We start from the raw sequence: 26,575 nt of genomic DNA, 5'->3' as shown, positions 1-26,575 counted from the left end.
ATAACCTTAATGAATGATCAGCCTGGCTATTAATGATGCATTGTTCAATTACCGTGTCGCTGGCGTTGCTATTGTAGACGGGAAAGTGCTGTTGCATAAAACACCGTCAGACAAATTTTGGAGCCTGCCTGGCGGCCGTGCTTCCTTGTTTGAGTTCTCCAAAGATACATTGATCAGGGAGATGCAGGAAGAAACTGCAATGGACGTTCTGGTTGGTGAAATGCTGTGGGTTTCTGAAAATTTCTTTGTTTACAATGACATCAAACATCACGAGCTTGGGTTTTACTATAAAATGGAAATCCCGGCTTTGAAAGATCTGAACGACTTTATAGGCGTGGAAGGGGATAGTGAACTGCTTTTCAAATGGCACCCGGTCAATGAAATTTCCAACCTGCGGGTTTATCCTGAATTTCTCACTGAGGAACTGGCGCAAAATCCGCTTCGTGTAAAGCAATTTGCCTCTGGTTTTATTGATCTGGACAAAGCCTGATTACTCCGTCATGTAACGCCAGCTAATGTTGCCAACTGTGCTAGGTTTGTTGGCTTCTGCATTTGAAATGCTTCCTTTTAATTTCCCGTCTTTTTGTTTCTCAACTTTTATGTCGCGCCAGGAGAAAATACCTTTTTCGTAGGCAAATGTCTCGCCGTCATCGTCATAGAGCTTGTAACTTCCGTTCTGGTCGCCGTAATGTCTTATTTCCAGGTCCACTTTCTGCTCGGCTTTTGGTGCGTGCAGCAATGCGGGCATCATGGGAATGATCGCGCCGTTTTTGACGAACACCGGAATCTGGTCAAGGCCTGGTGAGATCGTGATAATTTCTCCGTCGCCAACCAATTTTCCCGTGTAGAAGTCAAACCATTTGCCTTTGGGAAGAATGACTTTGCGAGACTTCTGGCCGGTAAACAGGGGCGCAACGAGCAGGAATTCGCCAGCCATATACTGATCTTTAACCTCCTTAATGAGCGCTTCTTCATAGGGGTTCGCTTCCAGATCTGTGGCTGTTTTTTCCTTGATGACATTGCCTGAAAAACCTTCTTCAAGGCTCATTCCACGGAATGGCGGCGTTCCGTCGTAATGATATTTGGCAAATTCGGAATACCAGTAAGGCATCATGCGCATCCGCAATTCTGCCACAGCTTTAACCTGCGCGGCAACTTCCGGGAATGTCCACGGTTGCGTGCTGCTGGACCAGGCATTAATCATGGCCATGGGCGAGAAACAGACCGTTTGGAAGCGCCGCAACCATTCTTCGGCAGTTTTGGAAGCACGCACTTCCGGCGTCCACAAAACGCCTGCATAACCGCTGTTGATCAATGCGGTAATGAAGTCTTCGTGGCTATAATTATCATTGTAAATCACATAGGGAAAAGAAGCGCCGCCAGCATTGGAGGCGCGCACGAGCCCATATGTACGTGCATTGTTTCTGCGGAACATTTCAAAACTGTGCTTCTGAACGAGCAATCCGTAAGTCTGGCGGATCTGTTCAGAAGAATGTCCGGATGGAAAAGTGGCAACATCTGGCCACAGATAGGAGTCGAAACCATCCACTTCATCAATTTTATAACCGCTTACACCAATTTTTACATGTTCTTTTTCAAATTGATCAAACAGAATTTTCCGTGCCTGGGGCATGGAAAGATCAGGCACAATGCCATTCCAGACCGTATGCGAACCGGTGAAGGGCAATATAGGTTTGTAAATCGCGGCGTCGGGCGACACATAAGGATTAGTCCAAAGATTAATCTTAACGCCCATTGCATCCATTTCTTTCACAAAACCTGCCGGATCGGGGAAGCGCGATTTGTCCCATTCAAATGTGCAGGGGTAGGACTTACTCTGCCAGCCCGGTTCCAGGCCGATAAAATCAAGTGGGAAACCCTTCTCTTCAAATGCTTTTGCCTCCTGCTTCACTTGCTCTGACGTGTAAAGCCGGTGCACGCGCTGTGTAAAACCCAGTCCCCAACGCGGCGGCAGGCATCCGCCCCCGCTCAGCAAATTGAAACGTTGGATTGCATTGATCGGTTTTGGACCTGCAAATACGTATATTTCAATGCCTTGCGCGGGAATCAGCATTTCCACTGCATCGGAATAAGGGTGTGCGCTCCAACTCTTATTAGTGTTGCGGTCCATTACTTCCGGGGGATTTTTGCTGTCTTTCCGCACATTGGAACCCGCATACACATCTATGTATTTGGCTGAATTTACAAAAACACCATAACCCAATGACGACACATAAAACGGCACAGGCGCGTGTGTGCGGCCATTATCGGTTTTTCCATAGTGGTCGGCGTGCAACTGCATGATCCTTCCGCGCTGGTGTACCGTTTGAAAATTCAACCCGAAGCCAAAAAGCTGTTCGTTTTTCACCAAAGGCAGCCTGAGATAAGTTTTACCATTGTTTTGCTGCACCTGGATTTCGGCCTTATTCAAAGGAAATGCTTCTTTTGACAGCTTTGCAAGCGCCTGTGAAGGCGTTATTTCTGCGGCTTTAAGCAGATCGTAATCGTCCGGCTTACCAGCAACTCCTTTCCAAACGCCGGGATATATCTCCTGCCATTGAATAGTTTGGGCAGCTAATGTTGCTGGAATCAGGCAAAGCAGGATAAGTAAGGAGCGCAGGCAGGAGACATTAGGCATAGGAAACGGGGTTTTGAATTAATATAAGTTCGGACTCCTATTTTATACTAAAAATTGTGGTAAAATTTCCGGCAAATGGGCGCTATGCAGCAATAGAACATTGCTATAAGTTATATTTGAAGCTCCTAAATATCTCATATGCATTTTAAGGCCGCCTTCCGCTCCAAACTTCCACGCGTTGGAACCACGATTTTCACAAAAATGTCCCGGCTGGCCGAAGAGCATCAGGCGATAAATCTGGCGCAAGGTTTTCCTGAGTTTGACTGTGCGCCGGAATTACAAAAACTGGTTGGAAAATACATTGCGCAGGGCAAAAATCAATATGCACCCATGGCTGGCGTGATGGCACTGCGGGAAGCGATTGCAAAAAAAGTCTTTGCTGCGAATGCAAAAGAATATCATCCCGAAACTGAAATTACAATTACAAGCGGTGCTACGGAAGCATTGTATGTTGCCTTGTCCACGATGGTGCATCCGGGCGATGAAGTCATTGTATTCGAACCGGCCTACGACAGCTATGTTCCGGCCATTGAACTGAATGGCGGCATTCCGGTTTTTGTAACATTGCATCCGCAATACGAAAGCATTGATTGGGAAGAAGTAAGATCGAAAATCAGTCCGAGAACGAAGGCAGTAATCATTAATACACCACATAATCCGACTGGTAATGTCTGGAAACGGTCTGATCTGCAACAGCTTGCAGACATTGCGGAGAAGCATGACTTAATGGTGATCAGCGATGAAGTTTATGAACACATTATTTTCGATGGCCGGGAGCACATTTCCGCTGCTTCCATTCCTGCACTGGCGGAACGCACATTCCTATGCGGCTCGTTTGGCAAAACATTTCATACAACCGGCTGGAAAATAGGCTATTGTCTTGCCCCCAAAGAACTTACGACCGAGTTCAGGAAAATCCATCAGTTTCTGGTCTTTAGCGTGGTAACGCCTGTTCAGTTTGCCATTGCGGAATATCTGGAAAACCCTGAGCATTACTTGACATTATCGGCATTTTACCAGCGGAAAAGGGATTTGTTTGTGGATGCGATCCAGGATGTTGGATTTGGTTTGAGGCCGTCCGAGGGAAGTTTTTTCCAAAATGTTTCTTATGAAGAACTTAGTGAGGAAAATGACAGGCAACTGGCTGAACGTCTGACCATTGAGGCCGGTGTGGCATCCATTCCGGTTTCTGTTTTTTACAATCAGATCACGAATTACCAGACGTTGCGTTTTTGTTTTGCGAAAAATGATGACACGCTTTTGAGAGCTGCCGAACTCTTGCGGAAAGTTGTTTGGTGAAAGCAGACTTCAAACCCTTATTTTTTGAATAAAAGTGCCTTAATCGGCGTGATTTGGGAGATGATCAATGTCGGGATCAGCAAAATAAGCCCGGAAATCACAACGGTAATCACATTAACCATGATGAAAATAGGCCAGTCAAAAACGATGGGCACGGTGTCCATGTAATAATTGACGGGATCGAGCGAGATGACATTAAACTTATATTGAATCCAGCAGATCAGTAATCCGGCAATGTTCCCTATGATGATGCCTTTGCGCACCATATGCAGCCCAACTCTGAAAAACACCATTCTGATCTGTTTATTTGGACTTCCTAATGTCTTCAAAAGTCCGATCAGCGGCGTTCTTTCCATGATCATTACCAGCAAGATCGAGATCATATTGAAACAGGCGACAAAAAGTATTAATGCTAAAAAAACGGCTGTATTGCGATCCAGAAGCAAAAGCCAGTCGAAAATCTGAGGGAAAATGCTGGTGACCCGTTGTAAATAAATAGACGGCGGGAGCGTCCGTCTCAGCAGTGCTGCAACTTCATCCAGTTTCTCAAAATCTTTCAAATAGACTTCATAAGTCCCGACGGAGTCCTTTCCCCAACCATTCAGACGCTGCACCAGACTAATGTCGCCGATGATCAGGTTGTTGTCAAATTCTTCCATTTGCGTGTCGTAAATGCCTACAACCGTCAGTTTACGTGGTCGGGGAGGGTTTTGCAAGGAATACATGATCACGTTATCGCCGGATTTGAGCCGGAGCTGTGAGGCGATTTTATGGCTGATCAGAATTTCGGAAGAATATCCGTATTTAATCGAAGTTGAATCCTTGTTGGTAATTAACGTTCCGGCAACCAGGCTTCCTTTGAATGTTTTCCAGTCATAATCCTGTCCTACGCCTTTCAGAATAACCCCTTTGATCTCGTCAGTTGTTTTGAGAATCCCTGATTTATGCGCAACGCCCTGCCAGCGAAGGATTTCCGGTATTTTGGGCAATGCTTCAGTAATTGGGTTTTTTACAAAGAGCGGCGCCTCTTCATAGGTGTTACCGACTGCAAATGAGGAAATATTGATGTGCGCTCCGAACAGGAAGATCTTCTGGCGGATGGTTTGCTTGAAACCCAGCAGCACGGCAAAAGCAATGATCCCTACCGCAATCCCGATGGCAATACTGGCAACTCCGATGCGTGAAACTGTGGCAGAAAATGAGCCTGCTTCGTTGTGACGGATGCGTTTTGCGATGAATGAGGGAAATTGCAAGAGGAATCTACTGGTTAATTTTTATGTTTGGCAAAAATAGGGAAAAACATTTGCCGGTACGCACAAGCAATTTTATTAAGTTGCCGGCACAAACCAGAATCGTTTTTATGCCGTTGATCAAAGTTGCTTCCGGAGTGGTGAATCAGACGCCGATGGCGTGGGAGGGGAATACGAAGAACATCATTAATGCAATAAATGAGGCCAGAAAGCAGCAAGTAACCCTGCTTTGCCTGCCCGAGCTGTGTATTTCGGGTTACGGTTGCGACGACTATTTCTTTGCGCCGGACCTCGTTGAGCAAGCCAAAGAATGCCTGCTTGAAATTGTGCAGGAAACGGCCGGAATGGTTGTGGCTGTGGGCCTGCCTGTACGGCATAACGGCAGTATTTACAATGCGGCCTGCCTCATTTCCAACAAGCAGATCCAGGGGTTTTATTGTAAACAAAATCTTGCTAATAACGGCATTCATTATGAAGCCAGGTGGTTTCGTCCCTGGCAGCCCGGGATTGTGGAATCCATTGAAGTGAATCAAATGCTCTATCCGATCGGTGATGTGCTTTTTGATCTGGCAAATGGCCCGATCCAGGGTGGCACCAACGGTGTGAAAGTGGGTTTTGAGATATGTGAGGATGGCTGGGTTTCCAACCGGCCCGCTCGCAGACATTATGAAAGGGGCGTGGACATTATCCTTAACCCAAGCGCAAGTCACTTTGCATTTAATAAGTTTATGACGCGCGAAAAGCTGGTTGTGGATGCCTCCAGGGCGTTTTCATGCAGTTATATTTATACCAATTTGCTGGGTAACGAGGCGGGAAGAGCGATTTACGACGGCGACGCAATGATTGCTTCCAATGGTGACCTGCTGGCGTCGAGTCCGCGTTTCAGTTATGAGGATTTCCTGATCACGACGGCTGTTATTGACACGGAATACACACGCCTGAGCCAGGTGCAAAGCAAGATTGCGCTGGCTTATAAAGACCGGACCTGGCGTGTTAACGGGCGTTTCGACTTCCCGGACATCGATCCTGTTCTGCCACAGGTTCCTGACATTGAGCCATTTGAAAAAGGTGGAGCATTGAAAGAAGAAGAATTCGCCCGCGCAGTTTGCCTGGCACTATTTGATTATTTGAGAAAAAGCCGTTCTAATGGCTTTACAATTTCACTTTCGGGCGGTGCAGATTCGTGCGCTTGCACGGCATTGTGCGGGTTAATGATCAGGCTTGCGGATGAAAGCATTGGTATGGACCGTCTGAAGGAGAAATTGGCCTACATCAAAGACATTCAGTCAGCTAAAACGGAGGAAGACCTGGCTTTGGTTTTGATCCATAACATTTACCAGGGAACAGAAAACAGCTCCACGGACACGCTCGAATCGGCGCAATCGCTTGCAGAATCCATTGGTTCTACATTTTATAATATTAATATCAATGGCCTCGTCGAAACTTACAAAGGCCTGATTGAAGAAAAAATTGGCAGAAAGTTATCCTGGGAGCAGGATGACATTGCTTTACAGAACATTCAGGCGCGTGTGCGTGCCCCAGGCGTGTGGCTGCTAACCAACCTTTCCAATCATTTGCTGCTGGCCACTTCCAACCGGTCTGAGGCTGCCGTGGGTTATGCCACGATGGACGGCGACACAGCTGGCAGCATTAGCCCGCTGGCAGGCATCGACAAGCATTATTTGCGTCAATGGCTGCGTTGGCTGGAAACGGCGGGTTGCGAGGTGAAAGGCAAGCACATTAAGATTGAGGGTTTGAAAAAAGTGAACAGCTTACAGCCAACGGCCGAGCTGAGGCCGCTGGCGCAAACACAAACGGACGAGGCGGATCTGATGCCTTATGAATTTTTGAATGCATTGGAAAGGTTGGCAATCCGCGATAAAAAGTCGCCGCTGGAAGCTTACCGCCATTTGCAGGTTCGTTATAAAGGCCTTTACGAGACGGAGCAGTTGCTGGCCTGGACGGAGCGTTTCTTTAAATTGTGGAGCAGAAATCAGTGGAAACGTGAACGTTATGCACCATCTTTCCATTTAGACGACCTTAATCTGGATCCAAGATCATGGTGCCGCTTCCCCATCCTTTCAGGTGGTTTTGAAAAAGAATTGAAAGAATTGAAGGAATATGCGGCGGGCGCTGCTTTGCAAAATAGCAGAAAGCGGATTGGTTTTTAACTAATTACAAAATCTGATCCCGGCTTGCACACCCACCCAGCCATAGGTTTTGCGGGAGTCATCTGGTCTCCCGCAAAACCAAATCGGGCTCAGGCCTTTTGACTTTTCTGCGTCCATTATGCCGGAATGCCGGCTGGTAAGCAAATTAACAGATGGTCCGGCAAAGAGCGCAAACTGCTTCCCCAGCTTTTTCTCGACGGCAAGGGTTGCTTTGAAAAGGCCCGTTCCGACATCTTCCAGCGGCTCGTCTTTGAATAAGACCAGGTTGGCCGTAATGTCCGCATTGATTCCCCAGCCTTTGCCCAGGTTTTGTGCTGTTCCAAAGCCGTAACCTAATGTCAGGAGCGGTTTGTTATTCACTACGCCGCTCGTTCCGAGACTGAAAATGTTGTAAAACGCACGCACGCCCGTTTTGTAAGCGGTGTTGAAATAATTGAATTCATCTGTCGAAAATTCGTAGCGGCGATAGCCATTCGTACGAACGTAGCTAAATAAGCCAAACGGCGTTGTAGCAGTCGAATCCGCATAGTTTACAAAGCCAATTTGGTGGCCTCTGCGCACGGTGTGAGCATAATTGTAACCTGCTGAAAGCTGGTAACCTTCCAAGGTCCCTACGACCACATTGCCTACGCCCGCAAACTGAAAACCCCTGAGATTTTTGCCGATGTAATTGATGAAATTCGTGCCCTGAAAGCCGTGAACGCTTCCCAAGGTGATATTCAAGACATTAGCATATTGAAAACCGCTCACGTCCCTGCCCACAATGTTACTGAATCCGGCCAATTGAAATCCATTCACATTTCCCCGAACGACATTGAGCAAGCTTCCGACTTCTAATTTATTGACACCCAGTGAATAACCCGCGATCAGGTTGACGGAATAATCGTTGATAATGTTTCCGCTCAGCTCATGATTTGTTCCCAAAAAAGGCAAAATAGAGGCCTGGAATTGTTGGTATAACGTGTCCTCAATGTTGCGGGTGTGGATCGCCTGCTTGGCAGACGCGAACGCACTGACAAAGCTGCTCTGGACCTTGCGATAAGTTGTCCTGAACTTCTCGGATTCCTTGGTAAGGTTGAACTCTGGCCTGCTGGAAGCCCGGCTGGAAGCCACTTGCGCAATGACAGTGTCCAACTCAAATTCCGCTTCTGACGCGATCTCAAATTGCGGGATCGCTACTTTATGATGCAGCGAATCTTTGATCGAAACGGCCCGGGCCGCCTTTCCAGAAAGTGGTTTTAAAGTGTCCGGATTAAGCTTGATTTGTAAATATTTATCCTCTCTGCTCGCTATTGAAATGGTTTTGCCGATATAATCTTCCTTCCTGACTTCCAGCCGAACGGCCGTCAGCGAGACTGGCAAGCGGATTTTGTAATAACCATATTGGTTGCTTACCGCGGACGCGAGCGTGGCCGATTCGTAAATACTTGCATTGGCCAGCTTTCTTCCCGTCTGGTTGTCGATGATATAGCCGTTCAAATTGAAATTGTCGGGCTTTTCATCTTTCGGGACTTCTATTTTTTGCAGGATAATGTATCTGCGACGTTCTTTGAAGGAGACTTTATCTTTGAAAAGTGCCGTCAAAATTTCCCTGACACTCAGATTGTTGGCCTGAATAGAAACCCTTCCTTTGACATCAACAATGTCCGGGCTGTAAGAAAAGCTGAATCCGCCCAGATCGCCAATCTTTTGCAGTGTTTCGTCCAGCGGGCGGTTGGTAACATTGAGGGAAATCCTTTTCTCAAGAAGATCCTGCGCATTTAAAAAGCTGGCCAATGTTAAAAGCCAGGCGAAGATAATGCCTGTTTTGTATTTAAATAAATTATTGGCAGCCATTTCCGTCGAGCCAGTAAACTTTTCCTTCTTTTCTCAGGTCAAGATCCAATGTTTCCGCGATGACCGAGAGCGTAGCATCCAATGGTTCTTTTTCGAAACGGATCGTTAGCCTGCATTGCGCGATCTGCTGGTTGGAAAGCCGCACATCAACATGGTAACCGTCACGGATTGAGGTGATTACTTCGTTCAGGTCGGCCGCATTGAAATCGTAAACCTGCGTGTGATAACTAAGCATGTTCCTGTTAGCTTCCAGACCTCTGATCGTGTCGTCAAGCACTTCTGCGCCTTGCCCTTTTACGAGCTGTATCTTTTTAGAAGCCTTGCTCACTTCCACTTTTCCAGTTGAAACATCCACGCGCACCGGCGCTTCTTTGTAGGCCTTAACATTGAATGATGTTCCCAAAACGCGTATTTCCGTGCCGTTTGCATCTATTACGAAAGGATGCGCTGCATCTGGTTTTACATCGAAAAAGGCTTCTCCCTGTAGTGAGACCGTTCTGAGATCTCCGTTGAAATTGGCGGGATAGGTTAATGAAGAATTGTAATTCAGGAACACCTTGGTTCCATCGGGCAACACGCTGTCGCTCGTATTATTTGTTGTTGCAATGCGTTGTGTTTCAGTAGATTTTGTAGATTGGAAATGGAACCAACCGAAGGCTAGCAAAGCCAGAGTGACTATTGCCGCAGCCCAGACCGTTACAGGGAATTTCCGTTGGGCTGTATTAGGTGTAAATTCAATTTCACGTGCTGCCGGTTTTTGAATTTCAGAAGCAATAACGGGAGACATTTTCGCTTTCATCTTGTTCCAGGCAGCGTCCGTATTAACCGGAAAACTGGTTTTCGCTGCCTGCGCCGAATGGTCCCAGATGAGCCTGTAAGTGGCCAGCTCGCGCTCATTCGCAGGCGACTGCGCCAGCCAGGCATTCACTTGTTCTATTTCTTTTTCGGAAGCGGTTTCTGCCAGGTAACGTGCTAACAGCTCTTCCGATATGTTTTCATGAGATAGGTTCATGGTTACGATCTGGTTAGCTGTTCAACGATAAAATAAACTGGCCATAGCATCCCGGGCAAATAATCTGCGAGCTCAACGCGCAATATTTTCAGCGCCTTACCGATCTGGTTTTCAACTGTTTTAATTGAAATGCCCAGTTGTTCTGCTATTTCGTGGTATTTCAGTTCTTCGAAGCGGCTGAGCCTGAATGCTTTCTGACACTGTTCGGGTAATGTGCTCACTGCTTTTTCTATTCGTTCTTCCAGTTCATTCGCATGGATCACTTCTGTTACCGATTCGTAGGATTGCGCTCCGAAATTCAAGGTGTGTTCTTTATGCACCTGCCTTACCGACGCATGCTTGAAGCGGTTGAGGCAATGGTTGTGAACAGCACGATAGAGATAGGATTTTAATGATAATGTTATTTCAAGATCTTCTCTTTTCTCCCAAATTGTTAAAAAAACGGTCTGTACAACTTCTTCTGACTCTTCCTCATCTTTGAGTAAAGTGCAGGCATAATTGCAAAGTCGCTGATAGTACTGTCGGAAAGTCTGCTCAAAGGCTTGTTCGTCGCCCCGCCTTATTGCATTGACAATATCTGGATCGGAAGAGTACACCGAGTTATATTTTTGATTTTCGGTCAAAAATAAATAATCTCTTTCGATTAATGGTTCCCGATAAAGAAGAGCGGTCGCTATCAAGTTTAAGTCGCTTTTCAATAAGACAACTCATTCCTCAGGAACCCCTATGCATAATTATTTTTTTTCTGAATAGGGGTGCCGAGAGGGGCAGTTGTCTTTAACCAAACGCGCTTATTTGCGTTCATTAGCCATATTTCATAATTATATTTATTAGCCATGAAACAATTACTTTTTTCATTTACGCTTGCCCTCCTTGCTTTTGGTCTTCAATCCTGTGTTTACGTCGATTCCCAGGATGACATTCCGCCGCGTGGCGAAGGAACAAGAACTTACGATTTTCGGAATTTTGACGAACTGGAAATGGGCCATGCTTTTCGTGTCAATGTGAAAGCCGGAAGTTCCTTTTCCGTTACTGCAAAGGGCGAGCTAAATGATCTGGACGATCTGAATCTGTTTGTAGAACAGGGAAAGCTGGTTGCGCGTTACAACAATTCGTGGCGCAACCACCGGGAGCCGATGTACATTGACATTACAATGCCTGATATTCAAAAAGTTGATTTTTCGGGTGCGGTGAAGGCGAAGCTGGTAGGTTTTGAAAACTTACCTGGTTTGGAATTCGAGTTATCTGGCGCCTCAAAAGTTGAATTTGAAGGTTCGGGACGGGATTTTAATTTCGACCTTTCAGGAGCTTCTCAATTGTTTTTATTTGGGCAGGGAAAATATCTGTACGGCGATCTTTCCGGCGCTTCGGAACTCGATGCTTTTGACCTTATTACGCAGGAATCTGATCTTGAATTATCGGGAGCCAGCACAGCCAGGGTTTGCGTTTCCGAATTCCTGAAAGTTGATGCCAGCGGCGCCAGCAATGTTCGCTACAAAGGCAATCCGAACGTGGATAAGAAAACGTCCGGCGGCAGCACAGTAAGGCAAGAATAATCTATTTGATCATGCCGTATTTCGCACGCGCATGGGCTTTGGACATGCCATCAAAATGCCACCATTCAGTCGTATTCGTTGCAAAACCGGCCTGGTTCATTACTTTTCTGAGGATTTGGCGGTTGTTGATCTGCTGAATTGTGAGCTTTCCCTTTTTCAGCATTTCCTGTTCCGAACGAGGATAGGCGAGGGGGCCGAAGAAATCATATTTGGTCCCCATATCCAATGGTTTTCCGTTATTATCAACAACAGTCAAATCCACCGCGCAGCCAAAATTATGATTGGAGCCGATCTTGGGATCTGCCACATACATTCTCTTGTTTTTTGCAGGGATTTTCAGGTTATCCAATGCATCCCAAAGCGCATACTGCACCGAATTCGGGCGGGCTGCATCGTAAACCAGCAATGTATAACCAGGATGATTTTTTCTTAAAAGCGCATTTGCTTTCACCAGTCCCTTTGCCATTTCAGGTTGCAGATAAGCGCGGTTAAGGTCGCCGTAAACGTCTTTTCCTACAAAGTTGTCGGTTGTGGAATATTTGAGTTCAACCTGAATGTTCGGATCCAGTTTTTGAATGTCCACCAATCCCTGTTCAATCATTGTTTGTTCAATTGCCGGGATTGTGGTTTTCTTAACAGATTCTTTTTGAGCTTTTTGGGCAAAGTTTGTTATGGAGAAAAAAAGCAGGAAAAAACTTAGACAGGAGGCTTTTTGGAGCATAAAAAAATGAATATCGTTGCGATAGGCTGCAAAGATATTCATTTCTGATTTCAGGGGGATTAGTAGCGCCTGATGTTGACGCTGGTCAGGCCGCCTTCAAAGTGGATAATGATCTTTTTGGATGCGCTGTCATAACCAGGCGACCGGTAAAGTCCGTTGCTTATTTTGTCCAGGTCATCCATGTTTTTCGCGTTCAATGCGCCGTCCATATGCATTTCACAGCCCACAGACCGTGGAAGTTCCAGAGTGATGGAAGCAACGCCCGCTTCAATGTCAATGTTTGAGGTGGCTACTTTATCACCCATTTTAATGTCCATATCAGCGACGCCTGTGCTCACTTTCAGCTTTTCAACTTTGTAATTACTGAAATCGAAGTCACCTTTTCCGGCACCAATTCCCAGGTCAATGTTCCAGACCGGCCTTTCATTCAATTGGATTTTAGCCTGATTGGAAATCTCTCCTTTTTTAATCTTCACATTTCCTTCCTCCATTTTAAGGTTGACGGTCGCAGAATTATCCAGTTTGTTAATGGACGTGTTGGATAAAAAGCCCACAATTGTGCTTTTTGTATTGGCTTCAAACAGCTTTTGTGTATTACCATTCAAAGTGAAAGAACCCGCTCCGCCTTCAAGATGAAAATTAGCTTTTTGGATAAAATCTTCCATTTCATACTTGTAGTTGCCGTTTATGGGCCTGCTGCCGTCCCGGTTCCCACGATCGTTTTCATAATCTTCGTCCTTATCTTCGTCATCATCATTGTCGTTGTCGTCGTGATGGTTGTCATCGTGATCCCTGTAACCAAAATGACGGTCATCGTCGTCGTCCCAGTTCCAATCCCAGTCTCCGGCGTGGCGGTCAAAGGCTTTGTCGGTTTTGTTGACAATCCCGCCAAATACGGCAAGGGTTATAAGCAAGGCGATCAATCCGCCGAATCCGCGGCTTTCATTACCGGTTGCGAGCAGTAATGCTCCCGCAACTATAAGTAATACAGGCCAGTAGGGGAGAACCTCGTCCCAGTTTATGTTCAGGAGGTTCATGTTCCGGAGAAGCCAGAGCATCCCAAGTATAACCAGTAATCCACCCCAAACTATACCGCGTGAGTTTTTCATCGTTTTAAATGTTTGAACGGTTGGAAATATCAGAATTCAAATAATTACGCAAAAGCAGAAGTGCACCTGTTGTAATCAGGATTATCGGCCAAAAAAAGCGGCCAAAATCGAATGAGGTCAGTTCTTCGATCAAGAAAAGAGATCCGGCAATGATGAGGATAACTCCCCAGAAAATGTTTCGAAAGTTCATGGCTATGGTTGGTTAATCTGTGAAACCGAAAATAGTAAGTCAATAACATTAATTCACTTTGATCACCTGGTCGTCCTCATCGTCCGGCCTTTTTGCCTCAGGATCTTCGGGGAAATGTGTTGTGGTCGTGGTCGTTGACGACGGCGTAAAAGGTGTATATGGTTGTGGTTCGGGCTCTGGTGCAATTGGATCCACTGGTGGCGGAGGCGTTGTTGGGTACACCGTTGTGTTATTTTGATGCTCCTTATCTCTTTGGCGAAGGATCAAAAACGCACCGATTGCGATCAAAACGATAGGCCAGAAATATTTTTTGAATTGATACCAAACCGGAAAATCATCAATAAGCATCACAGCTCCGAAAAATATCAGCACCCCGCCCAGGATCATCACCGTCTGGTCCGACTTCTTTTTGTCCGACACCGGATCGGATGGTCTTGGAGGAGTTGGATCGAATGATGTGTTGGTTGTATAGATCGTTTCGACTGGTCCTGTTGGCAGTACTGCCCACAGAATGATGTAAATAAATGCGGTCATTCCAAATGTAGGCGGAATAGGCAGCAGCAGCATTACAACGAAGAGCACGCGGACTATAACAACATCAATTTGAAAGTATTGAGCAATTCCGGATGCAACCCCTCCGAAAACTGCCTGGTCAGGTATGCGATGCAATTTCTTTTCCATGATTAGCTTAGCGTTTATTTGTAATCAAAGGTAGTAGGTAATGCAAGATACTGCAAATCGGAAAATTATTATCGGCGAAAGGGCGTGTTGAGCGGATTTTTTTAGTGAGAACTATAAAAGATTGGCTTACGAGAGAGGTTTTTGAGGTTACTGTTCCTCCAAAGCTTCGAGAATGTCCATCATGCTGCCAAAATCTTTATATCCCGGGCGGATTTCTTCGCTTCCGCGCAATGCGATGCCAATGTTAGGAAAAAGCTCTGTCAGTGCGCTTACAGTATATTCATTATCCAATCCGAAGCCACTCAGGATAGGATATTCGCCGGCGAGATTGCCCAGCACCTGCATCCAGTTTTCTGTTAACTCGGCGTCGTTGTCGCTTTCGAGCAGGAAATGCGACACTTCTCCTTCGTAGCGACTCAAGATAGAATTGATTTCGTCTGCTTCGTATAGGTCAACGCTGATTCTGAGTATCAGCGGGAGGTTTAATTCACTTTTTAGGTAGTTCAAAAGGCCAGGCGCTTCCACCTGCACAGAATGCACCGGATAGTTTGCCAAGGTCTGGATAATAGCCTCAGGATCCGTTTGTGCGGTTTCGGCGATCAGATTCACACCAGCCAGCCAGGAACAGATATCCTCGAATTTTTTGGGAGAAATATAGTTAGGAGAATCTTCATCAATAGAAAAACCAAGCATTTCAACCCCCATCCCCGCACAATAACGCGCATCGGACAAATTAGTAACATTGCTGATTTTTACTGTTCTGGTAAGCATTGCGGGTAATGATTTTAATTCGTCGGGATTTAAAATTGTATGTGGCCGGCATGAAGCTGTTCAACAGGAAATATCAAATCCCAATCTTCACCCCAAACTAATGTTCCTTTTTCTATCTTGAAATTCTTAAAATGTTCCTTGTTCCTGTAAATATCATGCTGCGGATGAGGATTTGCAATGAAGAAATCTTCAAAGTCCAAAATTTGTTGTGTACTATCATTGAACTTGACCAAGATTTTATAATCAGACAGATATTCGGCGGCAGTTACATTAATAGTCAAAGTCATAACCTCTTCGTAATCTTTATAATTGACACTTTCTTTTTTAATACAAAAAAATCCGTCCAGCGATTCACAATGACTTCTGCGTAAGCTTCAATTACTTTTCTAGCTTCTTTAAATTGAACAGCTGGTAAGGCTTCAATACCTGGAACGTCACGCAAACGAACCTCCTTTAATTTGCCTTCTTCAAAGAAAATCTCAAACACAGTTTCAAACTCATTATATGAGACATGTACATGAATGGGTAGGTGATCATTTGAATAGAAATAGAAAACAATTCCGAAATATTCCAGGATTTTGGGCATACATATATCATAGTGTGTAAATCAAAATTACTCAAAAAGATTCTAAAAAATAAGGACAATGACTGGGAGACGGTTCACACGTCTTGTTGCCATTGCCCTTACCAAAATAATCCGAACGCAGTCTTACTTAGCTGAGAACCGATATTTCGTTGTTGTATTATATGTATCTCCCGGGTTCAAAACTGTTGATGGGAATTGCGGTTGGTTTGGGGAATCCGGATAATGTTCTGTTTCGAGGCAGAAACCGAATCTTTTGACGTAGGTGGCGTTTTTGCCTTTTAATGTTCCATCCAGGAAGTTGCCTGTGTAGAATTGAACGGCAGGTTCGGTCGTGAACGCTTCCAATTTACGGCCACTTTCAGGATCTTTTGCTGTTGCGAACAAGACTAAGCCTGGTTCTGAGCGTTTCAGCACCCAGCAATGGTCGTAACCGCCGCCGTTTTTGATCTGCTCATCTTCGACTTTATTAATACCAGCGGATATTTTGGTTGGCTTCCTGAAATCAAATGGCGTTCCTTCCACAGCACGCAGCTTTCCGGTCGGGATCAGTGTGGTGTCAACGGGCACGATGCTGTCCGACTCGATGGAAATTTCGTGATCGAGAATGTCTCTTTTTAAACCTGTAAGGTTAAAATAAGAGTGGTTTGTCAAATTTACCACGGTTGGCTTGTCCGTTGTAGCCGTGTAATTAATGGTTAATGCATTATCGTTATCCAATGTGTAAACCACTTTTACGGTTAATGTTCCGGGATAACCCTCTTCCATATCCTTGCTCACATATTCGAGTTGAAGGCCCACAACCGAATCCTGATTGATCTCCGTTGCTTTCCAGATCACTTTATCAAAGCCTTTAATGCCGCCGTGCAGTGCATTGGGACCATTATTAATGGCCAGTTTGTATTCCTTATCATTCAGTTTGAACTTCCCTTTCGCAATCCGGTTACCGTAACGACCCACCAACGCGCCAAAAAACGGATGGCCAGTCAGGTAAGGAGCCAGCGAATCGAAACCCAGCACGACGTCTGCAAACTCGCCGTTCTTGTCTGGCGCCGTCAATTTGGTAATGATGCCGCCATAATTGGTAATATTCACGGTCATGCCCTTTGCATTGGTAAGCGTGTAAAGATCTGCTTCCTGGCCGTCGGGCAGTTTGCCGAAAGATTCTTTTGAAATCGTACTGATCATTTCTTCTTTGTTTGATTTGGAGCAGCTGAAAAGGTAAAAGCTGGTCAGCGCAGTGAGTAAAAGGAATATTTTTTTCATATCAATGGTTAAAGGTTTTCCTTAGAATGGTTAGCAAGTTCAGATAATCTCTTCCGTGCCTGTGGTGATCTTCACTTTATAACATGGCAGGTCAATATGATATTTTTCCTGATAAGCTGCTTTCATTTTTTGTTCAAAAGCGTCAACCGCCTCTTTTTTAACGAGATTAATCGTACAGCCACCAAAACCTCCGCCCATCATTCTGGCACCGAGCACGTCAGGATCGGCTAATGTTTGGTCTACCAGGAAATCCAGTTCCGGGCAGCTTACTTCATATTCGTGTTGCAGTCCCTGATGCGTAGCGTACATTTTTTTTCCGAAATCGCCCAGATTTCCTTCCACGAGCAAATCACAAGCATCCTGAACGCGCTGAATCTCCTCCGTGATGAACTTGCATCTGCGGTACACAACATCTCCCAATTCGTCTTGATGCTTTTCCACCATTTCAGGCGTCGCATCTCTCAGACTCTGCACCTCCGGGTAATATTTTTGCAGGATAGCAATGCCTTTTTCACATTCCTGGCGGCGGGTGTTGTATTCTGAGCTGGCCAGAGAATGTTTGACGCTTGTGTCACAAAGCACTAAAAGATAGTCCTGCATCGGGAACGGAAAATATTCGTATTCCAGTGAACGGCAATCGAGGCGGATCACAGATTCTTCCTTACCGAATGCCGACGCAAACTGGTCCATAATGCCACATTGCACACCAACATATTCGTTTTCGGCCTTTTGCGACATTTTTACAATGCTGAACCTGTCCAATCCGAGGTCGTACAATTCATTTAGAGCAAATAAAAGACAACATTCCAATGCCGCTGAGGAGGATAATCCGGCACCCACCGGAACGTCCCCGCCAAAAGTGGTCTGGAAACCGCCGATTTTGAGGCCTTTTTTATAGATCTGTTCGATAATTCCCAACTGATAGTGTGGCCAGGATTGGGCTGGTTTGGAAAGATCCTGAATTGAAAAAGAATAAGTCTCATCCAGATCCGCCGCATGCAGTATAACCTGATCGTCTTCCCTTGGCTCAATCACAAAATAAACCGCCTTATCCACACTGGCCGGCAGCACGAAACCATTGTTATAATCTGTATGCTCGCCGATGAGGTTAATTCTTCCCGGTGAACGGAAAGTCCTTACTTGTTCAGGATTTGATGTTTCACCAAATTTTTGGAAATACTTTTCCTTTATTTTTTCTACTATATCTGATTGTTGCATTAATGTTCTGATCTGATGATTGCTTAATAACCTTTGCGCAGGTTCACTTCATTGACAATATTCCCCCCATTCTCCATTGCAAAAATGTTATTAAGGAACAAATCCACTTTACCCATATGCTCGTTACTGTGCCCGCCACCCGTATGTTGCGTCAGGATTACATTCTCCATAATCCAAAGCGGACTGCTTTCGGGCAAAGGTTCAATTTCGGTGACATCCAAAACGGCACCATCCAGGTAACCTGATTGAAGCACATCGATCAAGGCATCTTCGTCCGTCGTGCTGCCTCTGCCTACGCTTGCGTAAACGCTGCGTTCTTTCATTTTGGAAAAGAATGTCTGGTCAACAAAATGTTGAGCAGTTCCCGGAAGCGTGTTAATGACCAGATCCGCAAAAGGCAGCTCAATGAAAAGTTCTTCTTTGCTATGCAGGTCCGCCTCGCGAGAAGTGCGGGCCATTAAATGCGTTGTGCAGCCGAATCCTCTCAAAATTGTATTGACAGCTAAACCAATCGTACCGGCCCCCAGAATGACTACATTTTGTTTGTAAAGGATTTTGAGCTCCGACCGAAGTTTCGATCCGATCCATTCCGACTTTTGTTTCAATAATGTCAGCGTATCCAGACCGCGATATAATGCAAGTACACCACCCACGATGGACTCGGCGCAGGGACGTGCGAACCAATCGCCCATATTGGCGACTTTCACGCTTTCATTAATGGTCACGGAAGCATATTGGTCAAATCCAGCCGAATCGAGCTGCCAGAATTTCAGATTATCGGAAGCGTCAGAAAACCATTCGACCGGCGGGTTGCCGAGGATATAATCTGCTGTTTTGAAGGCCGCAAGGCTTTCTTCCTCAGTCGTCGTTTCAGTGCGAAACTGGACGTTGTGATGGGGTTGCAGAGCTTCACTGAGGTTATTTCTCAGCGATTCATCCAGCATGGAATAACAGTATATGGTCATTTGCTGTTTTTGTTTTAAAGAAGTAAAGTAAAGAGTTTTACCTGTGTTAAGGACGCTTTTGCCTTTTTAAATCTTCTTGAGGATTTTCTTTCCCCGTGAGACAAAAGCTGGTTTTTCATATTCCAATGCCTCCTCGATGATAATACGCAGCTCCTTTTTTATTTCAGGATAAATGCGTGAAAAGTTGTAAAGAATGGTCAAAGAAAATGCCCTGATGGCAATCGCAATCTGCCGGTTTTGAATAAAATCAAAACAAACATCCATTAACCGGCCATGCAGTTCTTCCGGAACTTCAACCTCCTGAAGGATCCGGGCGCTGTTACGGATAACGGCGTCGTGGATGTCTTTTCTCTTGAGCTGATCTACCAGCGAACCAATGTGCGGCTCGATCAGATCCGGTCGCTCGCTGCCCGCTATACTAACACTGTATGCCGCGCGCTGGGCAAGCCTGAAATTATCAGAAAGAAAGCAGTCCATCAGTTCATCAAAGTGCGCGCTATCCAGGCAAGCATATGCCGCAACCTCGCTCGCCCGCCTTTTGGATTGCATTGGATCTGCCAATAATGCACTGCGAATGTTCATGGGCATGATAATCAAAATAAATGCTCCACCGGTCTGGCAGAGCATTTAATTAAATGTTTATCTCAAATTATTTGTTGTCGCCAACCATTTCTTCCGGTTTTACCCACGCATCAAATTCGTCCGGCGTCAGGTAACCCAGGGCAACAGCCGTTTCTTTCAACGTAGAGCCGTTTTTATGTGCCGTCTGGGCGATTTCAGCTGCTTTGTAATAGCCGATTTTCGTATTTAATGCAGTAACAAGCATTAATGAGTTGTTTACGTGCTTCTTAATGTTCTCGTGCAACGGTTCGATGCCCACAGCGCAATTATCATTAAATGACACGCATACATCCCCGATCAGTCGCGCTGAATGCAGAAAGTTGTAAGCCATCAAAGGTTTGAAAACATTCAGTTCGAAATGACCATTGGAACCACCGATCCCGATCGCCACATCATTACCCATCACCTGCGCCGCCACCATTGTCATCGCTTCGCATTGTGTAGGATTTACCTTTCCTGGCATAATGGAGCTTCCCGGCTCATTATCAGGAATATGGATCTCGCCAATGCCTGAACGCGGACCGGATGATAACATCCGAATGTCGTTACCAATTTTCATCAAGCTCACTGCAACCGTTTTCAATGCACCATGCGCTTCCACGATCGCGTCGTGCGCTGCTAATGCTTCGAATTTGTTCTCGGCAGTAATAAATGGCAGGCCGGTTAACGCGGCAATGTGACGGGCAACGTTTTCCGAATAACCCTCGGGCGTGTTAATGCCTGTTCCAACAGCAGTTCCACCCAAAGCCAGCTCCGAAAGGTGCGCCAATGTGTTGTAGATTGCGCGTAGGCCGTGGTCCAACTGAGATGCATAACCCGAAAATTCCTGTCCTAATGTAAGCGGGGTCGCATCCATAAAGTGCGTACGGCCGATTTTTACCACATCTCTGAACGCCTCCGATTTGGCTTTCAATGTATCTCTGAGCTTGATAATGCCCGGAATGGTGACATCCACGAGAATTTTATAGGCCGCAATGTGCATGGCCGTCGGATATGTGTCGTTAGAAGACTGTGACTTGTTCACATCATCATTCGGATGAAGGAATTTTGTTTTATCAGCCAGCTCGCCTCCTTGCAATACGTGTCCCCGATAAGCGATCACCTCGTTACAGTTCATGTTCGACTGCGTTCCCGAACCGGTTTGCCATACTACGAGTGGAAACTGGTCGTCGAGCTGTTCGGTCAAAATCTCATCACAAACCTGACCGATGAGGTCACTTTTTTCTTTTGCGAGAATGCCTGCTTCGTGGTTGGTAATAGCAGCGGCTTTTTTCAAATATGCAAATGCCTTGATAATTTCCTTAGGCATTTTGTTGATATCCTGGGCAATAGGGAAATTCTGGATCGATCGCTGCGTTTGTGCGCCCCAGTATACATGAGCCGGCACTTGCACTTCGCCCATAGTATCTTTTTCTATACGGTATTCCATTTTTTAATTAGTGAGAATGAACAATCGGGATTATGCGGTAAAGTTAGGATTGGACTTTCAGTTTTTGGTGTTTTTCAAGGATAAATGTTTCTTACGCGAAAAGAATGTCTAGATTATGAATTTTTCAAACACTTTTTATTTAAATTATGAAACCAAAACTCAACGTTTACCAGGATTATGAAACAATGAGCCTAGCCGCGGCCGAGCGTGTAATGGCTCTACTTTCCAAAAAACCCACCGCGGTTATTTGTCTGCCGTCCGGCAGCACGCCTCTTGGCATGTTTGAAATTTTGGTATCTGCAAACCAAAAAGGCATGACCGATTTTTCCCAATGCGTTTTTGTTGGCCTCGATGAATGGATCGGTTTTGGAGCTGAGGACGATGGCGGATGCAGAAATTTGCTTAACAAAGATTTTCTCAAACCTATTGGTTTACGGGAGGATCAGATCGTGTTTTTTGATGGGAAAGCAATCGACCCGGAGGAAGAATGTACGCGTGTTAATAAGGTTGTAGCAAGTCTCGGCGGACTGGATCTGATCATCCTGGGGGTGGGTATGAACGGCCATCTTGCTCTTAATGAGCCGGGAACGCCCTGGGATAGTTATGCGCATGTCTCGGAACTCGAAAACGTAACTAAAGAGGTTGGACAAAAATATTTTAAGCAACCAACAGTTATTAGTCTGGGGATTACGGTTGGGATACGGCACATTATGGAAGCAAAAACAGCGATCCTGATGGCGTCGGGAAGTGCAAAAGCGGCGGTTATTCAGCGTGCACTGGCATTTCCTGTCACAACAGCGTTCCCCGCGACGGCTTTGCAAAACCACATGAACGCGGAACTGCTGCTTGATGCGGAAGCGGCAAGGTTGATACAAAATTGAAATACGTAATAAAGAGTTGCTGATAATCAGCCAAGTGTAGAGAATTTCGTTTTAGTGGAATGTGATTTTATTTATAGCGGCCTAATCCATATGAATAAATGCAAAAACAACAGGAATATTTCTCTCAATTGGATGGCCTGCGCGCAATTGCGATCATTTTGGTCATTCTTTTTCACTGGTTTCCCGAAGGGCAGGGGATAAATGTGCTCGCAAACGGGCCACTGGGTGTGACTCTTTTTTTTGTCTTGAGCGGATTTCTGATCACGCGGATCCTGCTTTTGAGCAGGGCCTCTGCTGAGGAAACAGGCATTGGACAAACTTATAAGAACTTCCTGTTAAGAAGGGTGCTGAGGATCTTTCCGTTGTACTACTTCCTGCTTTTTACTGTTTGGCAGGCTAAGTCCATTCCTTTTATCCCAACCATTAATACAGATTTTTACAACTATCCCGCGCATTACATTCTTTATATTTCCAACTTCCTTTTGGAAACAACCACAAACTGGTCGGACCTCTTATCAACATTGTGGTCACTGGCAGTTGAAGAACAATTCTATATTTTCTGGCCATTGGTGATGCTTAGTGTTCCGTTGCGATACATGGAAAAAGTGATTGGTGGAACAATTTTGCTTGGAATCATTAGCAGGCTTGTGCTTTCTTTTTTCGGACACAACCTGGGCGTTTTAATGCCGACTTGCCTGGACGCATTCGGGCTGGGCGCATTGTGGGCCTATATTTTGGTTTATGACCGATCTCCCGAAGCCTTTCTGAGAAATTTAAAAATTTTTGCAGCGGGCGGGCTTACATTTTTCTTGTTTTTCTGCTTAACCCACGCAGATTCCGTATTGGTAACATTGTTTTTCCGGACTTCCATGGCCGTGTTTTGCTTGTTTTTCGTCGCACACGCCAGCCACGGGAATGGCTTTAAATCAATTTTTGGTAAAATCCTGGATAATTCAATGTTGCGGTACATTGGCAAGATCAGTTACGGACTCTACATTTATCACATGGTCGTCCCGTCAATTCTTTTGCCGCTCGTTATCAAAGTTTTCCAACGGATCTTCAAAGTTGAGATTATTCTAACCGATGCATTGGGAAAAGCTCTGGGCCTCGCGCTGGTGATTACAGTTGCTTCGCTTTCCTGGTTCTTTTTTGAATCACCCATTAATAATCTCAAAAAATACATTAACCTCCGGACCGTGCGCATGCGGGTGAACAGGCATTAATCTTAGGAATTTCGTGCCAATAAAATTTACTTTTCCGCGAATAGATGTTGGGCAAAACAGATATTTTATCCCTGCTCAAATCCTATTTGTAACCGCTTTCACTTAAATCGTGACCCTGAGTGGCGATCCGAAAATATTGATTTTAATTTTACCTCGTTCTTGTGAACGCCCGTCAATCGGGATAGTGGTTTTTGCTGTTGGAGCCCTCATCCAATGAGCCAAAATTAAAAAGGATCCGTGTGCTTATACGCGGATAGTCGATGAGGGGTGTTTCACAGGGTTTTTACTAACTCTTAAACACGAATGGTTATGTTATCACACAATCTTGGTTACCCACGCGTGGGGAGTAATCGCGAATTAAAAAAAGCCAGTGAACAGTTTTGGGCTGGAAAAATCGACAGGGAAGAGCTCCAAAAAGTAGCCCGTAAAATCCGCCATCAGAACTGGGAAACGCAAAAAAATGCAGGTCTGGATCTGATCCCTTCCAATGATTTCTCCTTGTATGACCACGTTCTGGACACATCATTAATGGCTGGTGCCATTCCCGAACGCTATCACCAGCTGATCGATGGCAAGTCCAACCGCGAGCTGGATCTCTATTACGCCATGGCGCGCGGTGTACAACGTGACGGCTTGGACATTAAAGCCATGGAAATGACCAAATGGTTTGATACAAACTATCATTACCTGGTGCCGGAGTTTACCAAAAATCAAAAGTTCAGCCGCTATTCCGATAAGATTGTTCTTGAATTTGAAGATGCCCTTCAAAAAGGAATTCTGACCAAACCTGTTCTGGTTGGGCCCGTTACTTATTTGTTATCAGGAAAGGAGAAAGAAGCGGGTTTTGAGAGAATTGACTTGCTGGATAACCTCTTGCCCATATATATATCTGTTTTGAAAGAGCTAGCCTCAAGGGGAGCGGAATGGGTGCAGCTGGACGAACCGGCGCTGGTTTTGGATCTTGCGGATAAGGATAAATTAGCATTAAAAAGCGCATATAAACAGATCCGTGAAGCTTTGCCCAAATTGAAAGTGATGGTAACGTCTTATTTCGGTGCTTTGGAAGATAATCTGGCCACGGCAACAAGTCTGAACATTGACGCATTGCACATTGACCTTACAAGATGCGCAGGAACATTGCCGCAGATCCTCGCTGATCAGGATTTTGTGACTTCTGCCAAAAAACTCTCGCTGGGCATTGTGGACGGCAGAAATATCTGGAAAAATGATTTCCAAAAGTCACTGGATTTTATCAAAAGTGCTGTCAAAGTCTTGGGGGAAAATCGCGTGATGATAGCGCCTTCCTCTTCATTGCTGCACAGTCCCCAGGATTTGGAATTGGAAAATAATGAAGCAGTGCTGACGTCGGAAATAAAGAGCTGGATGGCTTTTGCAAAGCAGAAATTAGAAGAAGTGGTAACCGTTAAGCGGCTTGCAACAACAAATTGGCGCGCTGATGAAGCTTTTATTGCCAATCAGCAAGCCATTAAAACCAGAAAAAATTCGCCGCTTATTCACAAACCGGCCGTGAAGGCGCGTGTGCAAAGTGTGAAGGAAAGTGATTTCGCAAGACAAAATGCCTTTCCGGTTCGCCAGGCCATTCAGCTTGAAAAATTAAAACTGCCATTATTTCCTTCCACTACAATCGGCTCATTTCCGCAAACGGATGAAGTGCGTCAATTAAGAGCGAATTTGAAAAAGGGAACATTGACGGTTGAAGCATATGAAGCCAGGATTAAGGAGGAAATCGTTGAATCGTTGCGCTGGCAGGAAAAGCTGGGAATCGATGTCCTGGTGCATGGCGAATTTGAGCGGAATGATATGGTGGAATATTTTGGTGAAAGCTTGTCGGGCTTTGTCTTTATGCAGAATGGCTGGGTGCAGAGTTATGGCAGCCGCTGTGTAAAACCGCCAGTCATATTCGGAGATGTGGAACGTCCGGAAGCAATGACTGTAAAATGGTCGGCATTTGCGCAGGCAAACTCTGAAAAGCCGGTGAAAGGCATGTTAACAGGCCCGGTAACCATTTTGCAATGGTCATTCGTGCGCGACGATCAGCCGAGAAAAGAAACGGCATTCCAGATCGGGCTTGCTATCCGCGACGAAGTGGTTGATCTTGAAAAAGCAGGCATTAAGGTCATTCAAATTGACGAACCGGCCATTCGGGAAGGCTTGCCGTTGCGTAAATATGCATGGAATGATTATCTGAAATGGGCCGTAGACGCCTTCCGGTTAAGCGCAGCCGGCGTTGCAGACCAGACCCAGATCCACACGCACATGTGCTATTCCGAGTTCAACGACATTATTGGGTCCATTGCCGCCATGGACGCGGACGTGATCACAATTGAAACGTCGCGCTCACAAATGGAGCTGCTGGATGCTTTTGCCAATTTCAATTATCCCAATGAAATTGGCCCGGGTGTTTACGACATTCACTCGCCGAGCGTGCCTACGGTAGATGAAATGATCGTTTTACTGGAAAAAGCATTGAAAGTGATTCCGGCCAGAAACCTTTGGATTAATCCGGATTGCGGCCTCAAAACCCGTAGGTGGCCGGAAACTGACGCTGCATTGCAAAACATGATCGCCGCTGCTAATATCCTTCGGGAATCTGTTTCGGCAGTGCACTAGATCAGGTTGATGAGAGTCAGGGACAAACAATTCCTGACTCTTTTTTTACATTTGCCAAAATAAAAACATCACGATTTTGACATTAGAAGAAAAGATACTTACCTCGGAAGCACGCGTTTTCAAAACCGTATTTCCCAATAATACCAATCATTACGACACTCTTTTTGGCGGAACGGCATTATCCATGATGGACGAAGTTGCGTTCATTGCAGCGACACGTTTTTCAAGATTACGCTGTGTCACAGTGTCCTCCGACCGCATTGATTTTACTCATCCCATACCAGCCGGAACCATTATTGAACTTGTGGGTCGTGTAGAAACAGTTGGTAACACGAGTATGAAAGTGCGGGTGGATATTTTTGTTGAGAAAATGTACGAAGAGGGTCGTGAGAAAGCCGTAACCGGAATTTTTACCTTCGTAGCGCTCGACGAGCATCATAAACCAACAAAAATTATTGTTTAAAAATCCAAATCCAGTTGCTGCTCGTATATGGCAAAACCGATACAGCTAAAAGGAGATTATT

General features: G+C 45.5%; 25 protein-coding genes. 8 read left to right on the top strand and 17 right to left on the bottom strand.

What is annotated here, in order from left to right; all coding sequences use genetic code 11:
* Window positions 1-13 precede the first annotated feature (13 nt).
* Window positions 14-490 (top strand): NUDIX hydrolase, encoded by a 477-nt coding sequence (locus B5X68_RS15940; protein WP_082215724.1) that lies wholly within the window; start codon window positions 14-16, stop codon window positions 488-490.
* On the opposite strand, the gene B5X68_RS15935 is transcribed toward B5X68_RS15940, so the two are convergent.
* On the bottom strand, window positions 491-2,638 hold the full coding sequence (locus B5X68_RS15935) for a glycoside hydrolase family 31 protein (RefSeq protein WP_141110313.1): 2,148 nt from the start codon (window positions 2,636-2,638) through the stop codon (window positions 491-493). It lies immediately after the preceding gene.
* A gap of 138 nt (window positions 2,639-2,776) precedes the next feature.
* Between B5X68_RS15935 and B5X68_RS15930 the strand changes: the two genes are divergently transcribed.
* Window positions 2,777-3,937 carry a methionine aminotransferase gene (locus B5X68_RS15930; RefSeq protein ID WP_082215723.1) on the top strand — a complete coding sequence of 387 codons (1,161 nt, stop codon included), beginning with the start codon at window positions 2,777-2,779 and terminating at the stop codon, window positions 3,935-3,937.
* 17 nt (window positions 3,938-3,954) lie between these two features.
* Here B5X68_RS15930 and B5X68_RS15925 read toward each other — a convergent pair whose 3' ends face one another.
* Window positions 3,955-5,190: an ABC transporter permease gene (locus tag B5X68_RS15925; protein WP_082215722.1), complete on the bottom strand. Its 1,236-nt coding sequence runs from the start codon at window positions 5,188-5,190 to the stop codon at window positions 3,955-3,957.
* 107 nt (window positions 5,191-5,297) lie between these two features.
* Here B5X68_RS15925 and nadE point away from each other — a divergent pair, with 107 nt between their 5' ends.
* A complete protein-coding gene (gene nadE / locus B5X68_RS15920) occupies window positions 5,298-7,358 on the top strand; it encodes an NAD(+) synthase (RefSeq protein ID WP_082215779.1) in 2,061 nt (686 codons plus the stop codon).
* Here the strand turns inward: nadE and B5X68_RS15915 are convergent, their stop codons facing one another.
* Genes B5X68_RS15915 through B5X68_RS15905 form a run of 3 tightly spaced genes read right to left on the bottom strand, consistent with a single transcriptional unit; the run spans window position 7,359 to window position 10,802 of the window.
* The gene (locus tag B5X68_RS15915; protein ID WP_229208440.1) at window positions 7,359-9,194 is read right to left on the bottom strand and encodes an STN and carboxypeptidase regulatory-like domain-containing protein; all 1,836 of its coding nucleotides are present in this window, start codon (window positions 9,192-9,194) and stop codon (window positions 7,359-7,361) included. It lies immediately after the preceding gene.
* The gene (locus B5X68_RS15910) at window positions 9,181-10,206 is read right to left on the bottom strand and encodes a FecR family protein (protein WP_082215721.1); all 1,026 of its coding nucleotides are present in this window, start codon (window positions 10,204-10,206) and stop codon (window positions 9,181-9,183) included. The genes B5X68_RS15915 and B5X68_RS15910 overlap by 14 nt, the downstream gene beginning before the upstream one ends.
* A 2-nt stretch (window positions 10,207-10,208) precedes the next feature.
* Window positions 10,209-10,802, bottom strand: a complete 594-nt coding sequence (locus tag B5X68_RS15905) for an RNA polymerase sigma-70 factor (protein ID WP_229208439.1) — start codon at window positions 10,800-10,802, stop codon at window positions 10,209-10,211.
* A 240-nt stretch (window positions 10,803-11,042) separates the two neighbouring features.
* On the opposite strand from B5X68_RS15905, the gene B5X68_RS15900 reads away from it, so the two are divergent.
* The gene (locus tag B5X68_RS15900; RefSeq protein ID WP_082215720.1) at window positions 11,043-11,762 is read left to right on the top strand and encodes a head GIN domain-containing protein; all 720 of its coding nucleotides are present in this window, start codon (window positions 11,043-11,045) and stop codon (window positions 11,760-11,762) included.
* A gap of 1 nt (window position 11,763) precedes the next feature.
* Here the strand turns inward: B5X68_RS15900 and B5X68_RS15895 are convergent, their stop codons facing one another.
* The 12 genes from B5X68_RS15895 to fumC all read right to left on the bottom strand — a co-directional run bounded on the left by B5X68_RS15895 (window position 11,764) and on the right by fumC (window position 21,316).
* Window positions 11,764-12,363: a M15 family metallopeptidase gene (locus tag B5X68_RS15895; RefSeq protein ID WP_082215776.1), complete on the bottom strand. Its 600-nt coding sequence runs from the start codon at window positions 12,361-12,363 to the stop codon at window positions 11,764-11,766.
* Between the two features lie 179 nt (window positions 12,364-12,542).
* The gene (locus B5X68_RS15890) at window positions 12,543-13,592 is read right to left on the bottom strand and encodes a toast rack family protein (protein WP_082215719.1); all 1,050 of its coding nucleotides are present in this window, start codon (window positions 13,590-13,592) and stop codon (window positions 12,543-12,545) included.
* A 4-nt stretch (window positions 13,593-13,596) separates the two neighbouring features.
* Window positions 13,597-13,782, bottom strand: a complete 186-nt coding sequence (locus tag B5X68_RS15885) for a LiaI-LiaF-like domain-containing protein (protein WP_082215718.1) — start codon at window positions 13,780-13,782, stop codon at window positions 13,597-13,599.
* Between the two features lie 48 nt (window positions 13,783-13,830).
* Window positions 13,831-14,463: a PspC domain-containing protein gene (locus B5X68_RS15880; RefSeq protein WP_082215717.1), complete on the bottom strand. Its 633-nt coding sequence runs from the start codon at window positions 14,461-14,463 to the stop codon at window positions 13,831-13,833.
* Between the two features lie 147 nt (window positions 14,464-14,610).
* A complete protein-coding gene (locus B5X68_RS15875; protein ID WP_082215716.1) occupies window positions 14,611-15,234 on the bottom strand; it encodes a hypothetical protein in 624 nt (207 codons plus the stop codon).
* Window positions 15,235-15,263: 29 nt separating this feature from the next.
* Entirely contained in the window at window positions 15,264-15,521 is a 258-nt protein-coding gene (locus tag B5X68_RS15870) for a DUF2442 domain-containing protein (RefSeq protein ID WP_082215715.1), read from the bottom strand.
* Entirely contained in the window at window positions 15,518-15,820 is a 303-nt protein-coding gene (locus tag B5X68_RS15865; protein ID WP_082215714.1) for a DUF4160 domain-containing protein, read from the bottom strand. The genes B5X68_RS15870 and B5X68_RS15865 overlap by 4 nt, the downstream gene beginning before the upstream one ends.
* A 123-nt stretch (window positions 15,821-15,943) precedes the next feature.
* On the bottom strand, window positions 15,944-17,083 hold the full coding sequence (locus tag B5X68_RS15860; protein ID WP_082215713.1) for an aldose epimerase family protein: 1,140 nt from the start codon (window positions 17,081-17,083) through the stop codon (window positions 15,944-15,946).
* A gap of 39 nt (window positions 17,084-17,122) precedes the next feature.
* Entirely contained in the window at window positions 17,123-18,301 is a 1,179-nt protein-coding gene (locus tag B5X68_RS15855; protein WP_082215712.1) for a galactokinase, read from the bottom strand.
* Window positions 18,302-18,324: 23 nt separating this feature from the next.
* Complete coding sequence (locus B5X68_RS15850) at window positions 18,325-19,266, bottom strand: D-2-hydroxyacid dehydrogenase (RefSeq protein WP_082215711.1); 942 nt, start codon at window positions 19,264-19,266, stop codon at window positions 18,325-18,327.
* Between the two features lie 66 nt (window positions 19,267-19,332).
* Window positions 19,333-19,893 carry a HEAT-like fold family protein gene (locus B5X68_RS15845; protein ID WP_229208438.1) on the bottom strand — a complete coding sequence of 187 codons (561 nt, stop codon included), beginning with the start codon at window positions 19,891-19,893 and terminating at the stop codon, window positions 19,333-19,335.
* A 22-nt stretch (window positions 19,894-19,915) separates the two neighbouring features.
* A complete protein-coding gene (gene fumC / locus B5X68_RS15840; RefSeq protein ID WP_082215710.1) occupies window positions 19,916-21,316 on the bottom strand; it encodes a class II fumarate hydratase in 1,401 nt (466 codons plus the stop codon).
* A gap of 146 nt (window positions 21,317-21,462) precedes the next feature.
* Between fumC and B5X68_RS15835 the strand changes: the two genes are divergently transcribed.
* From B5X68_RS15835 to B5X68_RS15820, 4 genes are all read left to right on the top strand, one after another.
* A complete protein-coding gene (locus tag B5X68_RS15835; RefSeq protein WP_082215709.1) occupies window positions 21,463-22,197 on the top strand; it encodes a glucosamine-6-phosphate deaminase in 735 nt (244 codons plus the stop codon).
* 98 nt (window positions 22,198-22,295) lie between these two features.
* On the top strand, window positions 22,296-23,420 hold the full coding sequence (locus B5X68_RS15830) for an acyltransferase family protein (protein ID WP_082215708.1): 1,125 nt from the start codon (window positions 22,296-22,298) through the stop codon (window positions 23,418-23,420).
* Window positions 23,421-23,729: 309 nt separating this feature from the next.
* A complete protein-coding gene (gene metE / locus B5X68_RS15825; RefSeq protein ID WP_082215707.1) occupies window positions 23,730-26,051 on the top strand; it encodes a 5-methyltetrahydropteroyltriglutamate--homocysteine S-methyltransferase in 2,322 nt (773 codons plus the stop codon).
* Window positions 26,052-26,127: 76 nt separating this feature from the next.
* Window positions 26,128-26,514: an acyl-CoA thioesterase gene (locus tag B5X68_RS15820; RefSeq protein ID WP_082215706.1), complete on the top strand. Its 387-nt coding sequence runs from the start codon at window positions 26,128-26,130 to the stop codon at window positions 26,512-26,514.
* Window positions 26,515-26,575: the final 61 nt, after the last annotated feature.

The sequence above is a fragment of the Dyadobacter psychrophilus genome (assembly GCF_900167945.1).
Lineage (GTDB): Bacteria > Bacteroidota > Bacteroidia > Cytophagales > Spirosomataceae > Dyadobacter > Dyadobacter psychrophilus.
The sequence above is the reverse complement of the archived record's forward strand: the minus strand, read 5'-3'. Positions and strand labels throughout refer to the sequence as shown.

Excerpts from the sequence above, each read along its gene's own strand:
- B5X68_RS15900 (WP_082215720.1), top strand. The coding sequence starts at position 11,043 with ATGAAACAATTACTTTTTTCATTTACGCTTGCCCTCCTTGCTTTTGGT.
- B5X68_RS15830 (WP_082215708.1), top strand. The coding sequence starts at position 22,296 with ATGCAAAAACAACAGGAATATTTCTCTCAATTGGATGGCCTGCGCGCA.
- B5X68_RS15865 (WP_082215714.1), bottom strand. The coding sequence starts at position 15,820 with ATGCCCAAAATCCTGGAATATTTCGGAATTGTTTTCTATTTCTATTCA.
- B5X68_RS15870 (WP_082215715.1), bottom strand. The coding sequence starts at position 15,521 with ATGACTTTGACTATTAATGTAACTGCCGCCGAATATCTGTCTGATTAT.
- B5X68_RS15845 (WP_229208438.1), bottom strand. The coding sequence starts at position 19,893 with ATGCTCTGCCAGACCGGTGGAGCATTTATTTTGATTATCATGCCCATG.
- B5X68_RS15915 (WP_229208440.1), bottom strand. The coding sequence starts at position 9,194 with ATGGCTGCCAATAATTTATTTAAATACAAAACAGGCATTATCTTCGCC.
- B5X68_RS15910 (WP_082215721.1), bottom strand. The coding sequence starts at position 10,206 with ATGAACCTATCTCATGAAAACATATCGGAAGAGCTGTTAGCACGTTAC.
- B5X68_RS15935 (WP_141110313.1), bottom strand. The coding sequence starts at position 2,638 with ATGCCTAATGTCTCCTGCCTGCGCTCCTTACTTATCCTGCTTTGCCTG.
- metE (WP_082215707.1), top strand. The coding sequence starts at position 23,730 with ATGTTATCACACAATCTTGGTTACCCACGCGTGGGGAGTAATCGCGAA.
- B5X68_RS15930 (WP_082215723.1), top strand. The coding sequence starts at position 2,777 with ATGCATTTTAAGGCCGCCTTCCGCTCCAAACTTCCACGCGTTGGAACC.
- B5X68_RS15890 (WP_082215719.1), bottom strand. The coding sequence starts at position 13,592 with ATGAAAAACTCACGCGGTATAGTTTGGGGTGGATTACTGGTTATACTT.
- B5X68_RS15835 (WP_082215709.1), top strand. The coding sequence starts at position 21,463 with ATGAAACCAAAACTCAACGTTTACCAGGATTATGAAACAATGAGCCTA.
- B5X68_RS15895 (WP_082215776.1), bottom strand. The coding sequence starts at position 12,363 with ATGATTGAACAGGGATTGGTGGACATTCAAAAACTGGATCCGAACATT.
- B5X68_RS15940 (WP_082215724.1), top strand. The coding sequence starts at position 14 with ATGATCAGCCTGGCTATTAATGATGCATTGTTCAATTACCGTGTCGCT.
- B5X68_RS15850 (WP_082215711.1), bottom strand. The coding sequence starts at position 19,266 with ATGACCATATACTGTTATTCCATGCTGGATGAATCGCTGAGAAATAAC.
- nadE (WP_082215779.1), top strand. The coding sequence starts at position 5,298 with ATGCCGTTGATCAAAGTTGCTTCCGGAGTGGTGAATCAGACGCCGATG.
- B5X68_RS15880 (WP_082215717.1), bottom strand. The coding sequence starts at position 14,463 with ATGGAAAAGAAATTGCATCGCATACCTGACCAGGCAGTTTTCGGAGGG.
- B5X68_RS15860 (WP_082215713.1), bottom strand. The coding sequence starts at position 17,083 with ATGAAAAAAATATTCCTTTTACTCACTGCGCTGACCAGCTTTTACCTT.
- B5X68_RS15875 (WP_082215716.1), bottom strand. The coding sequence starts at position 15,234 with ATGCTTACCAGAACAGTAAAAATCAGCAATGTTACTAATTTGTCCGAT.
- fumC (WP_082215710.1), bottom strand. The coding sequence starts at position 21,316 with ATGGAATACCGTATAGAAAAAGATACTATGGGCGAAGTGCAAGTGCCG.
- B5X68_RS15855 (WP_082215712.1), bottom strand. The coding sequence starts at position 18,301 with ATGCAACAATCAGATATAGTAGAAAAAATAAAGGAAAAGTATTTCCAA.
- B5X68_RS15885 (WP_082215718.1), bottom strand. The coding sequence starts at position 13,782 with ATGAACTTTCGAAACATTTTCTGGGGAGTTATCCTCATCATTGCCGGA.